This is a genomic window from Shinella sp. JR1-6 (assembly GCF_004284735.1).
In the GTDB taxonomy this organism is placed as follows: Bacteria; Pseudomonadota; Alphaproteobacteria; order Rhizobiales; family Rhizobiaceae; genus Shinella.
Genome location: NZ_SHMI01000001.1, coordinates 543,961 through 559,495 on the forward strand (window position 1 = coordinate 543,961; position 15,535 = coordinate 559,495).

The 15,535-nt window shown below is 61.9% G+C and carries 17 protein-coding genes and 1 pseudogene; 11 read left to right on the forward strand and 7 right to left on the reverse strand.

The features are described from left to right. Nucleotides 1-2: 2 nt before the first annotated feature. Complete coding sequence (locus tag EXZ48_RS02545; protein ID WP_130514190.1) at nt 3-1,019, reverse strand: LacI family DNA-binding transcriptional regulator; 1,017 nt, start codon at nt 1,017-1,019, stop codon at nt 3-5. Between the two features lie 439 nt (nt 1,020-1,458). On the opposite strand from EXZ48_RS02545, the gene EXZ48_RS02550 reads away from it, so the two are divergent. Continuing rightward, nucleotides 1,459-2,475 carry a hypothetical protein gene (locus EXZ48_RS02550; RefSeq protein WP_130514191.1) on the forward strand — a complete coding sequence of 339 codons (1,017 nt, stop codon included), beginning with the start codon at nt 1,459-1,461 and terminating at the stop codon, nt 2,473-2,475. A gap of 633 nt (nt 2,476-3,108) precedes the next feature. Here EXZ48_RS02550 and EXZ48_RS02555 read toward each other — a convergent pair. The 3 genes from EXZ48_RS02555 to EXZ48_RS02565 form a co-directional block, all read right to left on the reverse strand. Next, a complete protein-coding gene (locus tag EXZ48_RS02555; protein WP_371687633.1) occupies nt 3,109-3,900 on the reverse strand; it encodes an IS110 family transposase in 792 nt (263 codons plus the stop codon). A 499-nt stretch (nt 3,901-4,399) separates the two neighbouring features. Then, complete coding sequence (locus EXZ48_RS02560) at nt 4,400-5,155, reverse strand: DsbA family protein (protein ID WP_130514192.1); 756 nt, start codon at nt 5,153-5,155, stop codon at nt 4,400-4,402. 87 nt (nt 5,156-5,242) lie between these two features. After that, nucleotides 5,243-5,941: a DJ-1/PfpI family protein gene (locus EXZ48_RS02565; RefSeq protein ID WP_050744117.1), complete on the reverse strand. Its 699-nt coding sequence runs from the start codon at nt 5,939-5,941 to the stop codon at nt 5,243-5,245. A 112-nt stretch (nt 5,942-6,053) separates the two neighbouring features. Between EXZ48_RS02565 and EXZ48_RS02570 the strand changes: the two genes are divergently transcribed. Further along, a complete protein-coding gene (locus EXZ48_RS02570) occupies nt 6,054-6,971 on the forward strand; it encodes a LysR family transcriptional regulator (protein WP_130514193.1) in 918 nt (305 codons plus the stop codon). Nucleotides 6,972-7,011: 40 nt separating this feature from the next. Here the strand turns inward: EXZ48_RS02570 and EXZ48_RS02575 are convergent. Further along, nucleotides 7,012-7,311: pseudogene (locus EXZ48_RS02575) on the reverse strand (Fic/DOC family N-terminal domain-containing protein); the annotation flags it as partial. A gap of 706 nt (nt 7,312-8,017) precedes the next feature. On the opposite strand from EXZ48_RS02575, the gene EXZ48_RS02580 reads away from it, so the two are divergent. From EXZ48_RS02580 to EXZ48_RS02610, 8 genes are all read left to right on the forward strand, one after another. After that, on the forward strand, nt 8,018-8,371 hold the full coding sequence (locus EXZ48_RS02580) for a helix-turn-helix transcriptional regulator (protein WP_050744105.1): 354 nt from the start codon (nt 8,018-8,020) through the stop codon (nt 8,369-8,371). Continuing rightward, nucleotides 8,368-8,595, forward strand: a complete 228-nt coding sequence (locus tag EXZ48_RS35390; RefSeq protein ID WP_245461895.1) for a hypothetical protein — start codon at nt 8,368-8,370, stop codon at nt 8,593-8,595. Before EXZ48_RS02580 ends, EXZ48_RS35390 begins: the two co-directional genes overlap by 4 nt. Next, nucleotides 8,505-8,807: a GNAT family N-acetyltransferase gene (locus EXZ48_RS02585; RefSeq protein WP_245461901.1), complete on the forward strand. Its 303-nt coding sequence runs from the start codon at nt 8,505-8,507 to the stop codon at nt 8,805-8,807. Before EXZ48_RS35390 ends, EXZ48_RS02585 begins: the two co-directional genes overlap by 91 nt. Before the next feature lie 16 nt (nt 8,808-8,823). Further along, nucleotides 8,824-9,351 (forward strand): arsenate reductase ArsC, encoded by a 528-nt coding sequence (locus EXZ48_RS02590; protein ID WP_130514194.1) that lies wholly within the window; start codon nt 8,824-8,826, stop codon nt 9,349-9,351. Further along, the gene (gene arsB, locus EXZ48_RS02595) at nt 9,351-10,409 is read left to right on the forward strand and encodes an ACR3 family arsenite efflux transporter (RefSeq protein ID WP_130514195.1); all 1,059 of its coding nucleotides are present in this window, start codon (nt 9,351-9,353) and stop codon (nt 10,407-10,409) included. The genes EXZ48_RS02590 and arsB overlap by 1 nt, the downstream gene beginning before the upstream one ends. 2 nt (nt 10,410-10,411) lie before the next feature. Next, on the forward strand, nt 10,412-10,834 hold the full coding sequence (arsC, locus tag EXZ48_RS02600; RefSeq protein ID WP_130514196.1) for an arsenate reductase (glutaredoxin): 423 nt from the start codon (nt 10,412-10,414) through the stop codon (nt 10,832-10,834). Then, nucleotides 10,791-11,537 carry an arsenical resistance protein ArsH gene (gene arsH / locus EXZ48_RS02605; RefSeq protein ID WP_165909258.1) on the forward strand — a complete coding sequence of 249 codons (747 nt, stop codon included), beginning with the start codon at nt 10,791-10,793 and terminating at the stop codon, nt 11,535-11,537. Before arsC ends, arsH begins: the two co-directional genes overlap by 44 nt. 283 nt (nt 11,538-11,820) lie before the next feature. Beyond that, nucleotides 11,821-12,849, forward strand: coding sequence for an EamA family transporter (locus EXZ48_RS02610; protein WP_130514197.1), 1,029 nt, complete (start codon nt 11,821-11,823; stop codon nt 12,847-12,849). A 35-nt stretch (nt 12,850-12,884) separates the two neighbouring features. Here the strand turns inward: EXZ48_RS02610 and arsK are convergent, their stop codons facing one another. Both arsK and EXZ48_RS02620 read right to left on the reverse strand, forming a co-directional pair. Then, nucleotides 12,885-14,102 (reverse strand): arsenite efflux MFS transporter ArsK, encoded by a 1,218-nt coding sequence (gene arsK, locus EXZ48_RS02615; RefSeq protein WP_130514198.1) that lies wholly within the window; start codon nt 14,100-14,102, stop codon nt 12,885-12,887. Beyond that, nucleotides 14,095-14,463, reverse strand: a complete 369-nt coding sequence (locus tag EXZ48_RS02620) for a helix-turn-helix transcriptional regulator (RefSeq protein WP_050744114.1) — start codon at nt 14,461-14,463, stop codon at nt 14,095-14,097. Before EXZ48_RS02620 ends, arsK begins: the two co-directional genes overlap by 8 nt. A gap of 43 nt (nt 14,464-14,506) precedes the next feature. Between EXZ48_RS02620 and EXZ48_RS02625 the strand changes: the two genes are divergently transcribed. Further along, the gene (locus tag EXZ48_RS02625; protein WP_130514199.1) at nt 14,507-15,025 is read left to right on the forward strand and encodes a DUF6428 family protein; all 519 of its coding nucleotides are present in this window, start codon (nt 14,507-14,509) and stop codon (nt 15,023-15,025) included. Nucleotides 15,026-15,535 lie beyond the last annotated feature (510 nt).

Sequence of the window (15,535 nt, forward strand, 5' to 3'; positions counted from 1 at the left end):
GTTCAGACGGGCGCAGGACCTGTGGAGCCGCGAATGCGGAAATCGACGGGCCAGACCTCCTGCAGCGCCTCCGGCGGCTCGCCCTGCAGCCGCCGCAGGACCATGTCGCCGATCCGTTCGCCCGCTGCGCGGATCGGTGATTGCGTCGTGGTGACCGAAGGAACGAGATTGTCGGGGCTGAGATAGGGGAAGACGTCGTCATGCGCGATGAGCGAGACGTCTTCTCCCACGGCAAGCCCCGCGATGCGGATGGCCCGCATGGCGCCGAGCGCCGACATCATGGAGCCGGCAATGACCGCGGTCGGCGGGGCAGGAAGAGCGAGGAAGGCCTGCATCAGCCGGAAACCGGTTTCGTCCGTGAACGCGCCCCGGCCGATGAGGGCGGGATCGGCGGCCAGCCCGCGGGCTTTGAGCATCGTGTGGTAGCCACTATCGCGGTCCGCGGCAAAGGTGCTGACCGTGTCGCCATTGATGAGCGCGATGCGCCGATGGCCGAGGTCGGCAAGATAGCCCGTCGCCATCTCGATCGCCCCGAAATTGTCGATGTCGAGAAAGGCGAAGGGCCTGTCCGCCGTGCTGCGCCCATGCACGATGAAGGGCAGGTCCAGCGCCTGGAGGAGCGCGATACGGGCGTCCGTGCGGCCCGGCGTGTGCACGACCACCGCATCCACCCGCTTGCTGGCGGCGAGCCTTCGGTAGGCGGCCGCCTCGTCCGCTTCCGTTTCGACGGTCGCGACCAGAATGTCGATGCCGTCCTCCTGCAGCCGCGTGGAGAGCCCGCCCATGAATTCGCTGGAGTGCGGCCCGAAGCGCCCGCCGCCCTGGAAGACGATGCCGATCGCACCGGCCCGGCCGGTCGCCAGCCGCTGGGCGCTGATGTTCGGCCGATAGCCAAGCCTCTCCGCCGCATCCAGCACGCGCTGGCGTGTTTCGGGCCGCACTTCCGGATAGCCGCTCATCGCCCGGCTGACGGTGGTCTGTGAAAGGCCGATGCGGGCTGCAAATTCCTTGAGGTTCATCCTGCGTCCCTGGCGCGGCCGGTCTGGTGCGGCCCTTTATGAACCGTCCGGTCCGGGGCGGCAAGCCGGTGGTGCGTGCGGTGGGGCAGGGGACAATCTTCGGAAGGCGAGCGGTACCGGAGACCGTCTGTTCTGGTTGCAATATCCGGCTTGAAATCCACAAATAACACGCTAAGGTAAAAATATTAACGATAAGGTTGTGCCGGGATCGCATATCGCGCCCGTTGAATCGATGTTTCCGACGTGGTGGCCGGCAACGGGCCGTCTCCGCTGCGTTTCCTCCCAGGTGGGTACGGCCTGGACCATATCTGGTGATGATTTCCGGGGGAATGTCATGCAGGCGGACTTGCCGGCTGCGGCGGGTTCGTCTGCGCGATTGGATCTGCAGCCTCAAAATCTTGGTGCACAGGCGCGCGGCTGGCTGTGGCGGACGCGGCGCATGCGGCCCAGGGGGCGAGTGGATGGGCCGCTCGTCTATTCCGGGGGGGAGGCCGGCCGCAGGGCCTGTTATCTGCGTGTCCTGGAGCGCCTGTTCGGCGCGCGCCGGGCCAGCTTGCGCGAGGTTATTTTTTCCCGTGCGCCCGTCCTGTTCCTGATGGTGGAGGAGGCTTTCCTGCTCTATGTCGCGGTTGGCCTCCTGCGTGCGCTCCTTGGACGGCGGACGGCTGGACTGCTGCTGCGGCCGATGCCGCTTTCGGCCTCCGCCCGTTGCTCCTGCCGCTGGAAACGGAGCATCCTCGGCTGGCTGAAGCGCTTTCGCTCCATTCACACATTGACCATCCTTCCCTTCAGCGTGTTCCCGGCCTTTTCCACGATCGCGAAGGGCTGGATCTACGATTTCCAGCTTTGGGACCTGACGGATGAAGAGCGGGAGGCGGTGGAGCTGCTGCGCAGCGAGCGACAACCGGGCGAGCGCCTGGTCCTGACGGCGATCGGCACGCAGAACCGCCGCAAGGGGTTCGACCTCTTCACCGACAGCTATGTGCGCAGCACCGCCCTCCGGGAACGTTTCCAGTTCATTTCCTGCGGCAGGATCGAGCCTAGGATCGACGCCTATGCAGCGGTCTTCCGCGAGGCGGGCGGGGTTTGCGTGAACCGCAGTGTTACGGATGCCGAACTGCTCGGGGCCTATGCGGCGAGCGATGCGGTCTGGTGCTTCTACCCGCCCTTCGGCGATCACGCCTCGGGGGTTCTCGGGCGGGCGGCGCAGCTCGGCATCCCGGCTGTCGTGCGCTATGGTTCGGTCGCGCATCGCCTTTGCATTGTCGAAAACATCCCGCATGTGGCGGCAACGCCGGATGGCATTGCCGAGCAGCTGGCCGGCCCGCTCCCCCCAAGGGACGAAGCCCGCGGCCGCATCGCCGCCAGCCGTTTCGCCGGGCAGAGCGAGGCAACGCTCCGCACGGCCCTCGGCCTTGCGGGCCCGGCCGCATCTGACCGTGCCCCGCCGCCGTGACTCTCTCGCGAAAGGCTTTTTCCGTTGCGGGTCGCCGAGGGGGGCGGGCTATTGTTGTTCCACATGCTCGATCAAGGCGCGGCAGGGCGAGACAGGCTGCGCGGCCGGACGATCCCGATGGACGACAAGCTGGATGGCCTCATCGCAGGCTATCTGAAAGATCGACTACAACAGCTGCAGCGCCTCGTGACCATTCTCGACCGTCGCCAAAAAAGCACAATTCGGTCAGAAATTTAGAGAAAAGAGATGGCGCACCGCACCGGGTGAAGAAGATAACTTTATCTACTCCATAGCCCTCTCATGATGGGCACGTCTGGATGAGCGCATGGCTATTGTGACACCGGCACAAAGTCCGATGCAAGGTGGGGAGTAAACGACCTGGCGGGTGTGCTGTGCGCGTCTGTTTGTGGCGACGATTGATCAAACTCTCATCGGCGGATTGACTACCGTACGACCCTTTTCCATCGTGGACCTTCCTCCGGCTCTAAATCGGGCGTCGTAAGACACTGCCCCAGGGCTATATCGAGGATTGTCAACGTCAATCAGGGCGCGCAGCACGCCAGCTAGGTCGGAATTTCAACGATCCGATCTTCTCCTTTCCGTTCGTCCGTGAGTGGCTAACCACAGCGAGCGTCAGGCCAGCCTTGAGGCCGGCGCGGGCGTATGGCAGGCAATGTCCCAGATGAAGCCCGCCAACTCGCGCGCGACCGCCACCACGATCTTTGCCGCGTGCTTGCCGGTTCCGGCCAGACGGCGGAACTTCGCGCACAAGCGGGTCTGTGCCTCCCAGGTGACGGCCCGGACGTGATTGGGCAGTCCGGTATTGCTTTCCCGCAGCACTCGCCCCTCCCGTGCGGGATAGCGGTATTGCCACGCGGATTCGATCAGCACGTCGCGGGCGGCGACGTTGCCGGTACGGGTGAGTTCGCCGCGTCTGGTCCGCGTTTCGCTCGAATGCTCGGCCGGCATCAGGCCCAGCCAGGCCATCAGCTTTTTCGGGCTGTCGAACCGATGCAGATCGCCGATCTCCGCGACGCGTGTGACGGCCGCGATGAACTTGATGCCGCGCAGCGCCTGGAGCGCGGTCACAACCGGGGCCAGTGGCCAATCTAGGGCCGCCTCCTCAAGAATCTGCTCCAGCCGCGCGCAGCGCTCCTCCAGTTCGTGGATGCGGCGCTTGTGTTCCTCATAGACGAACTGCTCGTGGGCAAAAGCAAAGCGCTGGTCCGAGAGCCAGCGCCAGTGCATTCGGCCCCATATGGCCTTTCCCGGATACCAGCGGTCGTGCCGCAGCAGGAAGCTCTTCAGCGTGTTCTTCGCCGAAACCAGATCCTGCTTTGCCTGCCGGCGTGCCCGCACCACATCGCGGATCGCCTTATGCGCCTTGTCCGGCAGCCAGACGGCGGTGAGTTCACCGGCGCGCAACAGCCGGGCCGGCGTCTGCGCATCGCGGCGGTCGGTTTTACACGATCATTCGGCCGACGCGGCATCGAGGACGGCGAGATCACGACGCAGTCGATCCCGAGGCTTTTCAGAAAACGATGGATCACGAACCCGCATGGGCCGGCCTCATCGCAGACTTTCAGCGGCGTGCCGTCCTTGCCGATGCTCGCTAGCGCTTTGTCTAGCAAGGTGCAGTCATTGGCCACGGTTCCGAAGAATCGCACCTCCCGGTCGCCACCGTCATCGGCGACGGCAATCGATATCGTGTCACGGTGGACATCGAGGCCGATGTATTTCGTCAAGATCGCCATAGTCTCTTCCTTCCGTTGCACATTTTCCAATGCGCAACATCCAGAAACCCCAGCACGCAGGGCAAGTGACCATCATAGGGTCTCTAAAACAGCATTCCAGAGGCGATGGCCCGGCAATCTGGCCTCGGTGCGATGGCCGAGGCCGTATCTGTGGTGGTCAAGGTGGAAGGCTATGCACTCCGCGTTTCGCCCGATAGGCCAAACGTCCGGGTGGTGGTGTCAACTTTGTCGATCAAGTCTTCCGCCCCAATGAAGCCGGTCGCGATCGGAACAAGGTGATCAGCGGTCTTAAGGAGCATGGTTGGGAAGCCCCGCACGCCCCAGTCGCGGCTCTTCGCGAAGTCGCCCCTCGTCCATTCACGCGCTTCATCGCTGGCAAATAGTTCGCTGAAGCGGGAAAAATCGATCTCCGCGGCCTCCACGATGTCCTCGTAAAAGCCGAGTCGGGTCGGATCGGCTCCATCGACGTAGAACTTGTGCTGGATCGCGGCGAACACATCGTAGAGTTGGCGCGAATGAGCCGAGGAGCCCAGCATGTGCCGTACCGTCACAACGGCGCGACATGCCGGCTCGGTATCGTAAGTGAAGTGATCGAGATCGAGAATGCCGAAGGAAAAGGGTTGTCCGCTCGCCGCACCGATTTCTGTCCAGTGATGGCGCAGAAAGGCCTTGAATCTGGCATCCCATGCATCGCCGCCGCCGGGCCGCAGACCGCCCAGCACGATGGAAAAGCCCAGGCCGCGTTGCTTGCAATGGTCCTGGATGCGCCGAAGCGCCGGCGCGATGCCCCAGCACCAGGAACACATCGGATCACCGACATAGACGAGCGCGCTCTCGGTCTTGGCCGTGTCGTCGACGCTGGTCGCATCGTCCAAGGCCGGCGCGGCGCAAATTCCGGTTCCGGTGTCGCATGATATCTTGGCCATTGTGCCTCGCTGTTACTTGAAGGGTCGCTGGTAGGAATGCAACGGGTTCGCTGCCGCCGTGCGGCGGCAGCGATCATCAGCTGACGGTCAGTCAGGCAGGAAGACCATTTCGAAGCTGTCTTGCGCCGACTTCGCTAGGTCTGGATGAAGCCCCATGACGGGGCCGTCAGCTTGCAGCAGGATATCGCCATGCAGCGCAAGCGAGTCCCAATTCGCAGCAAGTCCCTTGGCGACGTCCTGGTCGAAGAGCTGTGCGACCAGCGCGATGGTGCTCGGATGAACGGTGCCGGCGCCGCCGGAGGTGAAGATCTTGTTCTCGGTATCCGTATGCCAGGCGAGGCGAGGCGAAAGCAGACGCGCGCCGAGCTTCGGCAACCGCCGTGCGAGCGCGACCGGACCGGTTATCGTCTTGCCGTCCAGGATGCCGGAGCGGAAGAGGACGCCGACGCCCGAGCAATTGGCCGCCACCCAGCGGCCCTCGGCGTGATGCTGGCGGATCAGCTCCAGGATGGCGGGATTCTTCGATGCCTGTCCGCCGCCGATGCCGCCCGGCACGTAGAGCACGTCGAACCGGTCGGCGGGTGTGAGCACGCGGTCGGTCTTGATTTCCGTGCCCATATGCGTCGCCACTGGACCAGGCGCGAAACCGCCCATCGTCACCTCGAGCTGGCGACCCTGATGCCCGAAGCTCCAGGCCAATGATCGTACGAGTTCCCAGGCCGCCAGCAGGTCCTGTTCGCTGACCTGCGGGAAAGTGAGGAAATGGATGGATTTGATCTCTGTCATGATGGTTCGCTCCAATGGCAGCGGGGCATCGTTGCGCCCGCTAATGGGGAAAATCTAAGCGTTCAGTATTTGCTTTCAATATTACCAAAAATGGATATAACTGTTCCGAATTATGAACACCCTGCCTTATTCACTGGATGACCTCTATTGGTTCGCTTTGATTGCCGGCGCTGGCAGCCTGTCGCGTGCCTCGCGTGAATACGACGTGGCGAAATCGACGCTCTCGCGCCGCTTGGCGCGGCTGGAGGAGGCGATGGGGATAACCCTCATCCAGCGCAACGCGGCGGTCTCGGGTCTCACCGATGCTGGCAAGAAGCTGCTCGAAGAGGCGCAGCCGCTGATCCGGCATCTGGAAACGTTTTCGAGCGAGTTGATCGGCCGTGAAGGCGAACCGGCGGGCGTGGTCCGGCTGTCCGCTTCGGGCGCATTCGGACATCTCGTCGTGCTGCCGATCGTGCTGGATTTCATGTGCCGATATCCGCGCGTGGATGTCGAAATGGAAATGACGGACCGGCGCGTCGACCTGGTGGCGAATGCGATCGATATCGCGGTACGGATAGGCGTGTTGGCGGATTCCGATCTTTCGGCACGCAAAGTTGCGACCGCGCGGCGTGTCCTGTGCGCCAGTGCGGGCTATGCGAAGACATGCGGGCTACCGACGCAGCCCGACGATCTGGAGAATCACGACTTTCTGACCCAGTCGCGCAACGCGGCGACGCTGGAATTGCGGTCAGGCAGCCGGACGAGAACAATCACCATCCGCCGGCGGTTGCTTCTCGCTCCCTCGGACGAATTGCTGGTGCCGGTGCAGGCAGGGCTTGGAATTGCCCATCTTGCCGAGATTCAGTGTGCACGCCATCTCGCCAGCGGCGAACTTGTCCGTGTGCTGCCGGATTGGGACATCCCCGCGTTCGACATCTATCTGGTCAGCCCCAATCGGCGCTATCGCCCGCGGGCGGTTCGTCTTCTCATGGAAGAACTCGCCGATCGCATACCGATCGTCAGCGGAGAGCTCGTTCCGCAGGAATGAATGTTGGCGGGCCGAAGGCGAAGTGAACCGCCCCGGGTTTGTCGGTTTCGAAGTGGAGCAGGTCCGAGAGGGTTGATTGGGTGCCCTCAATCTGGCACGAGAGCACGGCTTCCTTCCCCACATAAATTTAGAGGAACAGCTCTTGGCGCGGCAGCAGCATGGTGATGCCGTCCAGACGCCCCAAGGCCCGATCGGCAAGGCTCAGCCTTTCCAGCAGAGCCAGTACGTCGATCGACGGTTCAGGTGGGAATGGGGGCGGCACGAAGGCGCGCACGATTTCGCCCGCCATAGGGGCCTCGACGAAGCGGTCTAGCCGAAGGTTAGAAGCTGATTCGGACATGGCCAATTATGAGAGCGCAGTGTTACTTGAACAATTGGCTCTTGGTTCAAATAGCGGTTGAGCTAAGTTAAGCGCCTTCAAATAGCGGAGCGATACCATCATGGGCGGTAGCTGCGTCAGCCGAATGGCTTCTTCGGGCTTAGCGGACGATTGCTCAACTACCGATATGCAGGCACATAGCCGTCATACAAAGCTGCAAACGCGAGGCCTTCGTAGGACGAATGTCCTAGTTGGCCGGGGATGATTCGAACTTTGCTACCGCCAAACGCCGCTGCTTCTACGCTTTTCTGCACATAGGCTGCCCATTGCCCGATGCAAAGGAGTACGTTGCGCGGCTGTAGCGTAGTATAGAGGGCAATCGGCGGAATTTGGCGCGCCGCGCTGGGCGATGATGAGAACTATGTCTACGCTATAGCCCTCCTTTAAGCCCGTTCACACCAACTCCTCGTGCCACTAAATCAGCCTTACGCCACAAGGGAGCACCGCAGCCTGGAAGGATGTAAGTTCCAGGCGAGCACGCCATAAACGAGGTCCGAGTTGGGGCCGGTTTCGACAGTCTGGTCGTGCGGTGAAATCGTAAGAAACGGCCACCCCTCCGCTCTGACATTCATTGGGCGGTGTATTATTAGCTTTCCTTGCTATCGCCTACGGGGCCTTAATCGCCGCCTTCAATTGACAGTCCAATAATATCCGCTATTCTGGATGTATGGATAATAACTCAGCTATAGCGGTGCTCGGCGCCTTGGCCCAGACCACGCGACTGGAGACTTTCCGGCTTCTGGTGCGACACGAGCCTGACGGCATTCCGGCCGGCGAGCTGGCCCGCCTCATCGATGTGCCGCAGAACACCATGTCTGCGCATCTTGCGACACTGTCGCGGGCAGGCCTGGTCACGAGCGAGCGGCAGAGCCGGTCGATCATTTACCGCGCCGATCTCAACGGCTTGCGTGAACTGACGTTGTTCCTCCTGAAGGACTGCTGCGGTGGATCGACGGAGCTTTGCGCCCCGCTGATCGCCGAGCTGACGCCGTGCTGCGGCACGGAGGCGAAGGTGTCATGAGCACCATCAGGCTGGAGCAGATCACAGGCAGCGATGCTGACCTCAAGATGGCGTTGACGGACGCCCGTCTGCCCCCGACGACATTGAGGATGGCGGCCGCACCTTCTTTAAGGCGCTGTCAGCGGATGGCCGGATCGTTGGCTTCTCCGGCGTTGAGCGCTGCGATGGTGATTACCTCCTCCGTTCGGTCGTCGTGCATCCGGATCGGTGCGGAACCGGCCTAGGGAAAGCCGTCGTCGAGGCGACGGTGGCCAGTCTCGACCCTGGCAGCGGCGTCTTCCTCGCAACGACGAGCGCGGCGCTGTTCTTCGCGCGCCTCGGATTTTCTGAAGTCCGGCGGGACAGCGTCCCTGCTGCGGTACTGGCGACCCGCCAGCTTTCCTCCATTTGCCCATCATCGGCGACCATCATGAGGCTCACCAGGCCGCCGACCTAACCCATGGACCACGACCATGACCGACAAGACCTACAACGTGCTGTTCCTCTGCACGGGCAATTCCGCTCGTTCTATTCTCGCCGAATCCATCCTCAACAACGAGGGTGGCGGACGGTTCAAAGCCTTCTCCGCCGGCAGTCAGCCGAAGGGCGACGTTAATCCGCATGCTCTGAAGGAGCTGGAAGCGTTGGGCTATCCATCGACGGGTTTCTCGTCGAAGAGCTGGGACGTGTTCGCAGAACCCGGCGCGCCGCAGATGGATTTCATCTTCACCGTCTGCGACAGCGCCGCCGGCGAAGCTTGCCCGGTCTGGATCGGCCATCCGATGACCGCCCATTGGGGCGTCGAGGATCCGGCCGCAGCAGTCGGATCGGACGTCGAGATCCAGCGTGCCTTCGCCCAGGCCGCCCGCTTCCTCAAGGACAGGATCATGGCGTTCATCAATCTTCCGCTCGCCTCGATCGATCGCATGGCGCTGGAGACCAGGCTTCGCCAGATCGGTGCGATGGAGGGCACGACCAGCATCGAAGGAAAGTCCGCCTGATGTCCACATTCGAACGCTATCTCACGATCTGGGTCTTTCTCTGCATCATCGTCGGCGTGGCACTTGGTCATCTCGTGCCCGCTCTTTTCCAGATCGTCGGCGCGGCCGAGATCGCCAAGGTGAACATCCCCGTCGCGATTCTGATCTGGCTGATGATCATCCCGATGCTGCTGAAGATCGATTTCCGGTCGCTGGCGCAGGTCGGCACTTACTGGCGCGGCATCGGCGTGACCCTGTTCATCAACTGGGCGATCAAGCCGTTCTCGATGGCGCTGCTCGGCTGGCTGTTCATCGGCTGGCTGTTCCGCCCCTATCTGCCCACCGATCAGATCGACTCCTACATCGCCGGCCTGATCATCCTAGCCGCTGCACCCTGCACGGCCATGGTCTTCGTCTGGAGCAACCTGACACGCGGCGAACCGCTGTTCACCTTGTCGCAGGTCGCGCTGAATGACGCGATCATGGTCGTCGCCTTCGCGCCGATCGTCGGCCTACTGCTCGGCCTTTCCGCCATTACCGTGCCGTGGGACACGCTTGTCCTGTCGGTTGCCCTCTACATCGTCGTGCCCGTCATCATCGCGCAGGTCATCCGCCGCCGGCTTACGGCTGACGGAACAACGCGGGCGCTGGATGGAATGCTCGCGAAGCTGCAACCCATCTCGCTGGTGGCGCTTCTGGCAACGCTCGTCCTGCTCTTCGCCTTCCAAGGCGAACAGATCATCGCCCAGCCCGCCGTCATCGGCTTGCTCGCCATCCCGATCCTGATTCAGGTCTATTTCAACTCCGGCCTCGCCTATCTCTTGAACCGGATAACCGGCGAACAGCATTGCGTTGCCGGTCCGTCGGCTCTGATCGGGGCCAGCAACTTCTTCGAGCTCGCGGTCGCGGCCGCCATCAGCCTGTTCGGCTTCCAGTCCGGCGCAGCACTCGCCACCGTCGTCGGCGTGCTGATCGAGGTTCCGGTGATGTTGTCGGTCGTGTGGATCGTGAACCGCTCGAAGGATTGGTACGAGGCTGCCCCCGCCGTTCCCCGAACCACCGTCACCGAAAGGCACTGACCATGGATGCCATTGTCTACCACAACCCGTCCTGCGGAACATCCCGCAACACGCTGGAGCTGATCCGCGCGGCCGGGATCGAACCGACCGTTGTCGAATATCTCCAGGAGCCGCCGGCGCGCGAGCAGCTTGCGACGATGATTGCAGATGCCGGCCTGACGGTTCGCGAAGCCATCCGCGAGAAGGGCACGCCCTATGCAGAGCTTGGCCTCGACAACCCGGACCTGACCGACGACCAGTTGCTCGACGCAATGATCGCGACGCCGATCCTGATCAACCGCCCCTTCGTCGTGACCCCGTTCGGCACGAGGCTGGCTCGGCCGTCCGAGGCCGTGCTTGACATCCTGCCCGACACCTTCAAGGGGCCGTTCTTCAAGGAGGATGGCGAACAGGTTCTCGATCAGGAAGGAAAGCGTATTGTCTGACACATTCCCCGCTTTGCAGAGCGATCACCTGTATTCGACCGATCTCGATTCTCTGCGCCCCGCATTCTCGACGCATAAGCCGCGCATCCTGATCCTCTATGGCTCGCTTCGCGAAGTCTCGTATAGTCGCCTTCTCGCATTTGAGGCCCGCCGGCTGCTCGAACGGCTCGGATGCGAAGTCCGTATTTTCGACCCGAAGGGGCTGCCGCTTCCCGATGAGGCGCCGGTGAGTCACCCAAAGGTGCAAGAGCTGCGCGAGCTTTCGCAATGGTCGGAGGGGCAGGTCTGGGTGAGCCCGGAACGCCATGGCGCGATGACCGGCATCATGAAGTCCCAGATCGACTGGATTCCACTCTCGGTCGGGTCGGTTCGGCCGACACAGGGCAAGACGCTCGCCGTCATGGAGGTCTCGGGCGGTAGCCAGTCCTTCAATGCCGTGAACCAGATGCGCATCCTCGGTCGCTGGATGCGGATGATCACCATCCCCAACCAGTCCTCTGTCGCCAAGGCCTATCAGGAATTCGACGCCGATGGTCGGATGAAGCCCTCGTCCTACTACGACCGGGTAGCGGACGTCTGCGAGGAGCTTGTGAAGTTCACTATCCTCACGCGCGACGCGTCCGCCTATCTCACCGACCGTTACAGCGAGCGGAAGGAACAGGCGGCCGAGCTTGAGAAGCGTGTATCGTTGAGGTCGATTTAGCATGGCCTCCAGCCGTCTGGTCGCCAACGACAGTGATGGTGCGCTTTCCGGGATAAGGGAAACGTCAACGCAGCCATCGCCGTGTGGTGTTCGCTCACAGGGCAGCGTGATATAAGAGGAATCCGGGTCGACCAAATTCGACCCGCTGGTATGCCAGAACAACGGATATCCAAGGTAATATGAGCAAACGTCCCCAAAGACTGCCTTCGTACGATCGGTGTGACGACGACGCCTAGCTCTCGGCGTCCCGCAACCGTCGTCTGAACCTTCTTTGGAGATAGTCATGTCCTCGCTTTCGCCTCGCGTGGCGATTGTAGGGGCGTGTTTGTGCTGGGCTCTTGGTACGATCCTCAGCAAGACACTCCTCTCGTCGTTTCCACCTGTCACAATTCTTGTTTTTCAGCTCGTGCCGAGCGTCATCGCACTTTGGCTGGCGGTTGCTTTCACCAAGCCGGATATTCCAGCCGTCCGCTTGTTGTTGCCTATCGGCTTGCTCGGCGTTCTCAATCCCGGATGGGCCTACACATTCAGCATGTTCGGCCTCTCCCAGACCAGCGCGAGTGTCACGGCCTTGCTCTGGGCCTTCGAGCCCATTCTCATCCTCGGCCTTGCCTGGATGTTTCTCAAAGAGCGAATTGATCGCCAACTCGTCGGCCTCGTGGCTCTCGCGACAAGCGGGATTTTGCTGGTCAGCGGCGTCTGGAGTGGCGAGCCGTCTTCAACCGTGAAGCTGGGGGCAGCTCTGATTCTCGCGGGCGTTCTGTGCTGTGCGATCTACACGGTCCTGGCGCGCAATATCATCGCCGATCCGCTCTTCACGGTCGCCATCCAGCAAACCGTGGCTCTCGGCTGGATGCTCGCGATCTGGCCGCTTGAACTGTCCCGGGTCGATCTATCGAGCGCAGCCACCGTACCGGTTCAGGACATCGCGACGATCATTCTCTCGGGGCTGCTCTACTATGCGCTTGCCTATTGGCTCTATCTGTACGCGCTCCGGTCTATGCGGGCGAGCGTTGCTGGTAGCTTCTTCAACCTCATTCCAGTGTTCGGGGTCATCGGGTCGTTCCTCTTCCTGGGCGAGCGTCTCACCACCCTGCAATGGTTGGGAGCCGCGCTGATCATCGGCGTGGCGATGGCGGTTCTGCGGCGGGACGCAGACGAACTTCCTATCGAGTCAGTCCAAAGCATGGGTACCTCGCAACGATCCCAACCACTGTCGATGCTCGACGAACACCAACTTGATGATATCGGACTGACTCGGAAACAAGCATCTGAGGTCGACAAGAGGAGGATTGCTCGACAAAAGCCGTGAAGCGCCCAGGCATCGACGATACCCGTTGGTTGCGGTCAATTTGACGGGCTCGGCGAGGCGACGAGGCTCCGCTTCGTCGCCATCGCTACCGCGACAAACGCTGCAACGCCGATCGAGCCGAGCGCGGCGCTCAAGACGAGCGACGCGCCTATGCCGAACTGCTCCATCGTCGCCGCGAAGGCAAACGGCGCAGCCGCGCCGGCGGCCAGTCGTGAGGCGGCCATCTTGCCGGTGAGCGCACCGTATCCGTCCGAGCCGAACAGGTAGAGCGGCAGGCTGCCCTGGGCGATGCTGTTGATACCCGATCCGAGGCCGAGGCAAATCGAGAAGGCAACCGCACCGGGGAGCCAGTTGCCGGATAGCGCCAGAATGACAACGCTCAGCACTATGAAGGCTGCGGAGAGAACCGCAAGGCCCGGCGGCGCGAGGCGTGTGCCGAAGATCATGTTGATCAGGCGGCTGAGAACCTGCGCCGGGCCGAACAGCGAGCCGATGACGACGGCGGCGCTTCCGAATCCAAGCGCACCGAGCATCGGGACCATATGGGCGAGCATGGCTCCAAGCGTGAAGCCGAGCAGCGCGAATGCTGACGAGACGGCAAGGACAGCGCCGCGGCGGCGCTCGCGAGGAATGGCCCCGATGACAGGTTCGCGTATGGGTCTTTGCCCGCCGGTCGCGGCCACCTTTCCCTTCCGCATGATCCAGACGTGGAACGGCATGCAAACGAGGAGATTCAGCCCGGCATAGACAAGGTAGATTTCCCGCCAGGACAGATAGCCGAGCAGTGCCGTGGCAATCGGCCAAAAAATCGTGGAGGCAAATCCCGCAATCAGCGTGAGATAGGTGATGCTCCGCGATGCAGACCGGGGATCGGCTTCCACCAGTGCCGCGAAGGCCGCCTGGTACTGGACCATGCCGGACGATATCTCCAACAGGACGATGGCCAGTGCAAAGATCGCCACAGATGGCGACCAGGCGCACAGGATCAAGGTCAGTGCGGACAACGCCGAGCCGATCGCCATTACCGATGCCGCGCCAATGCGATCCATCTGCCGGCCGATATACGGTGCTGACAGGCCGCCAACGAACAGCGAGGCCGAGAAGACGGCAAAGACCTGCGGGACCGTGATGCCGAGATCCGCGGCCATGCCGGGCGCCAGAATGCTGAAGCTGTAATAGAGGGTGCCGTAGCCGATGATCTGGGTCAGGCCGAGCGCGGCGACGAAGCCGACAGGAACATTCGCGTTACGCAACGGCGTCGTCCTCGTTCAGGGCAGCGCCCGTCTTGCAGCAGCCATCGGACCGCTCGACACCCTCGCGGATGATGGGATGACCGGCACAGCAGTCCTCCATCAGGAATTTCACGAGATCGGCCAGCGCATCGTAGCTGGCGCTATAGACGATCGAGCGGGATTGGCGCTGCTGCGTGACAAGGCCCGACCGTTCCAGTTCCTTCAGATGGAAGGACACATTCGACGGCGACACGCCCATGCGCTCGGCGATCAGGCCGGCGGCAAGTCCGTCCGCGCCAGCGACGACCAGCGTTCGGACAACGGCGAGACGGGTTTCCTGCGACAGGGCCGCGAATGACGTGAGGGCTTGACGCTCATCCATATTTCAATAATCCTTGAATTATTGAATGATAGGAGTAGCGCACATGAACGCGATCGACAAGGCCGTTTCGTCCGACATTACGCTTGGCCAGCTTCTTGATGAGCTGGCGGCCGCGCCAGAGGCGCCGCTGGTGTTTCTCTACGAAGGGCAGCCGGTGAAGGCGGGCTATCACGTCACCGAGGTCAAGGCGGGCGCCTTCTCGGCACTCGACTGCGGCGCCAATCCGGAAGCCTGGTCAGAGATCTTCGTCCAACTCTGGGATATCGACGAGGACGGCAAGAGCCACATGCCGGCGGGCAGGTTCTCCGCGATTATTCGCAAGGTTTCGGATCATGTGCGTCTCGACCCGGCCGCCAAACTCACCTTCGAGGTCAGCGACGGGAGCCGGCCGATGGCCCTCTATTGTGCATCCTCCCCGCGTCTGGTCGGAGGTCGGTTCGAGGTGGTGCTCGCCGCCCGGCCGTCGAGCTGCAAACCGCGCGATCGATGGTTGGCGGAGCAGGCGACCGCAGTGAGTTCTTGTTGTGCGCCAGCAAACAGCAACTCTAAGTATTGCGCCTGAGAACATCAAGAAGGCCCGAGTAGAGGCGGCCTGGAAAGCTTTCCGACTGCTCCGCACCCTAGGATCGCCATTCTTTCCAACCCAAATCGAATAGCTGCTTTGGGTAGGCTTGACGAATGAGCCGATGGCCGAACTGGAGGCGCATTGCGGCCATGCAAATCTAATTACGACACGTTTCTATCGGGATCGCGATCGACCGCAGACGATACGAGCTTTTTGCCGCCGAATACCGCCGTTTGAGCGCTTTTCTGCCTAGGTGACCTCAGTGCCATACGCAAAGGCGGATGTTTGGCGACCATAGCGTATTGTAGATGGCAATCGGCGGAATTTGGCGCACCCGACAGGATTCGAACCTGTGACCTTTGGAATCGGAATTGGTTATCCATGGTTCTAAGCTGTTGTTTTATATGATGCGTGCTCAAAACTGGACTAGAACTGCGCTACCTTGCGCTCCTCTGCGGTCGCAGGGAAATTAGCTCAGTGCAGAAAATTTTAGCACGGCAAGTCCGC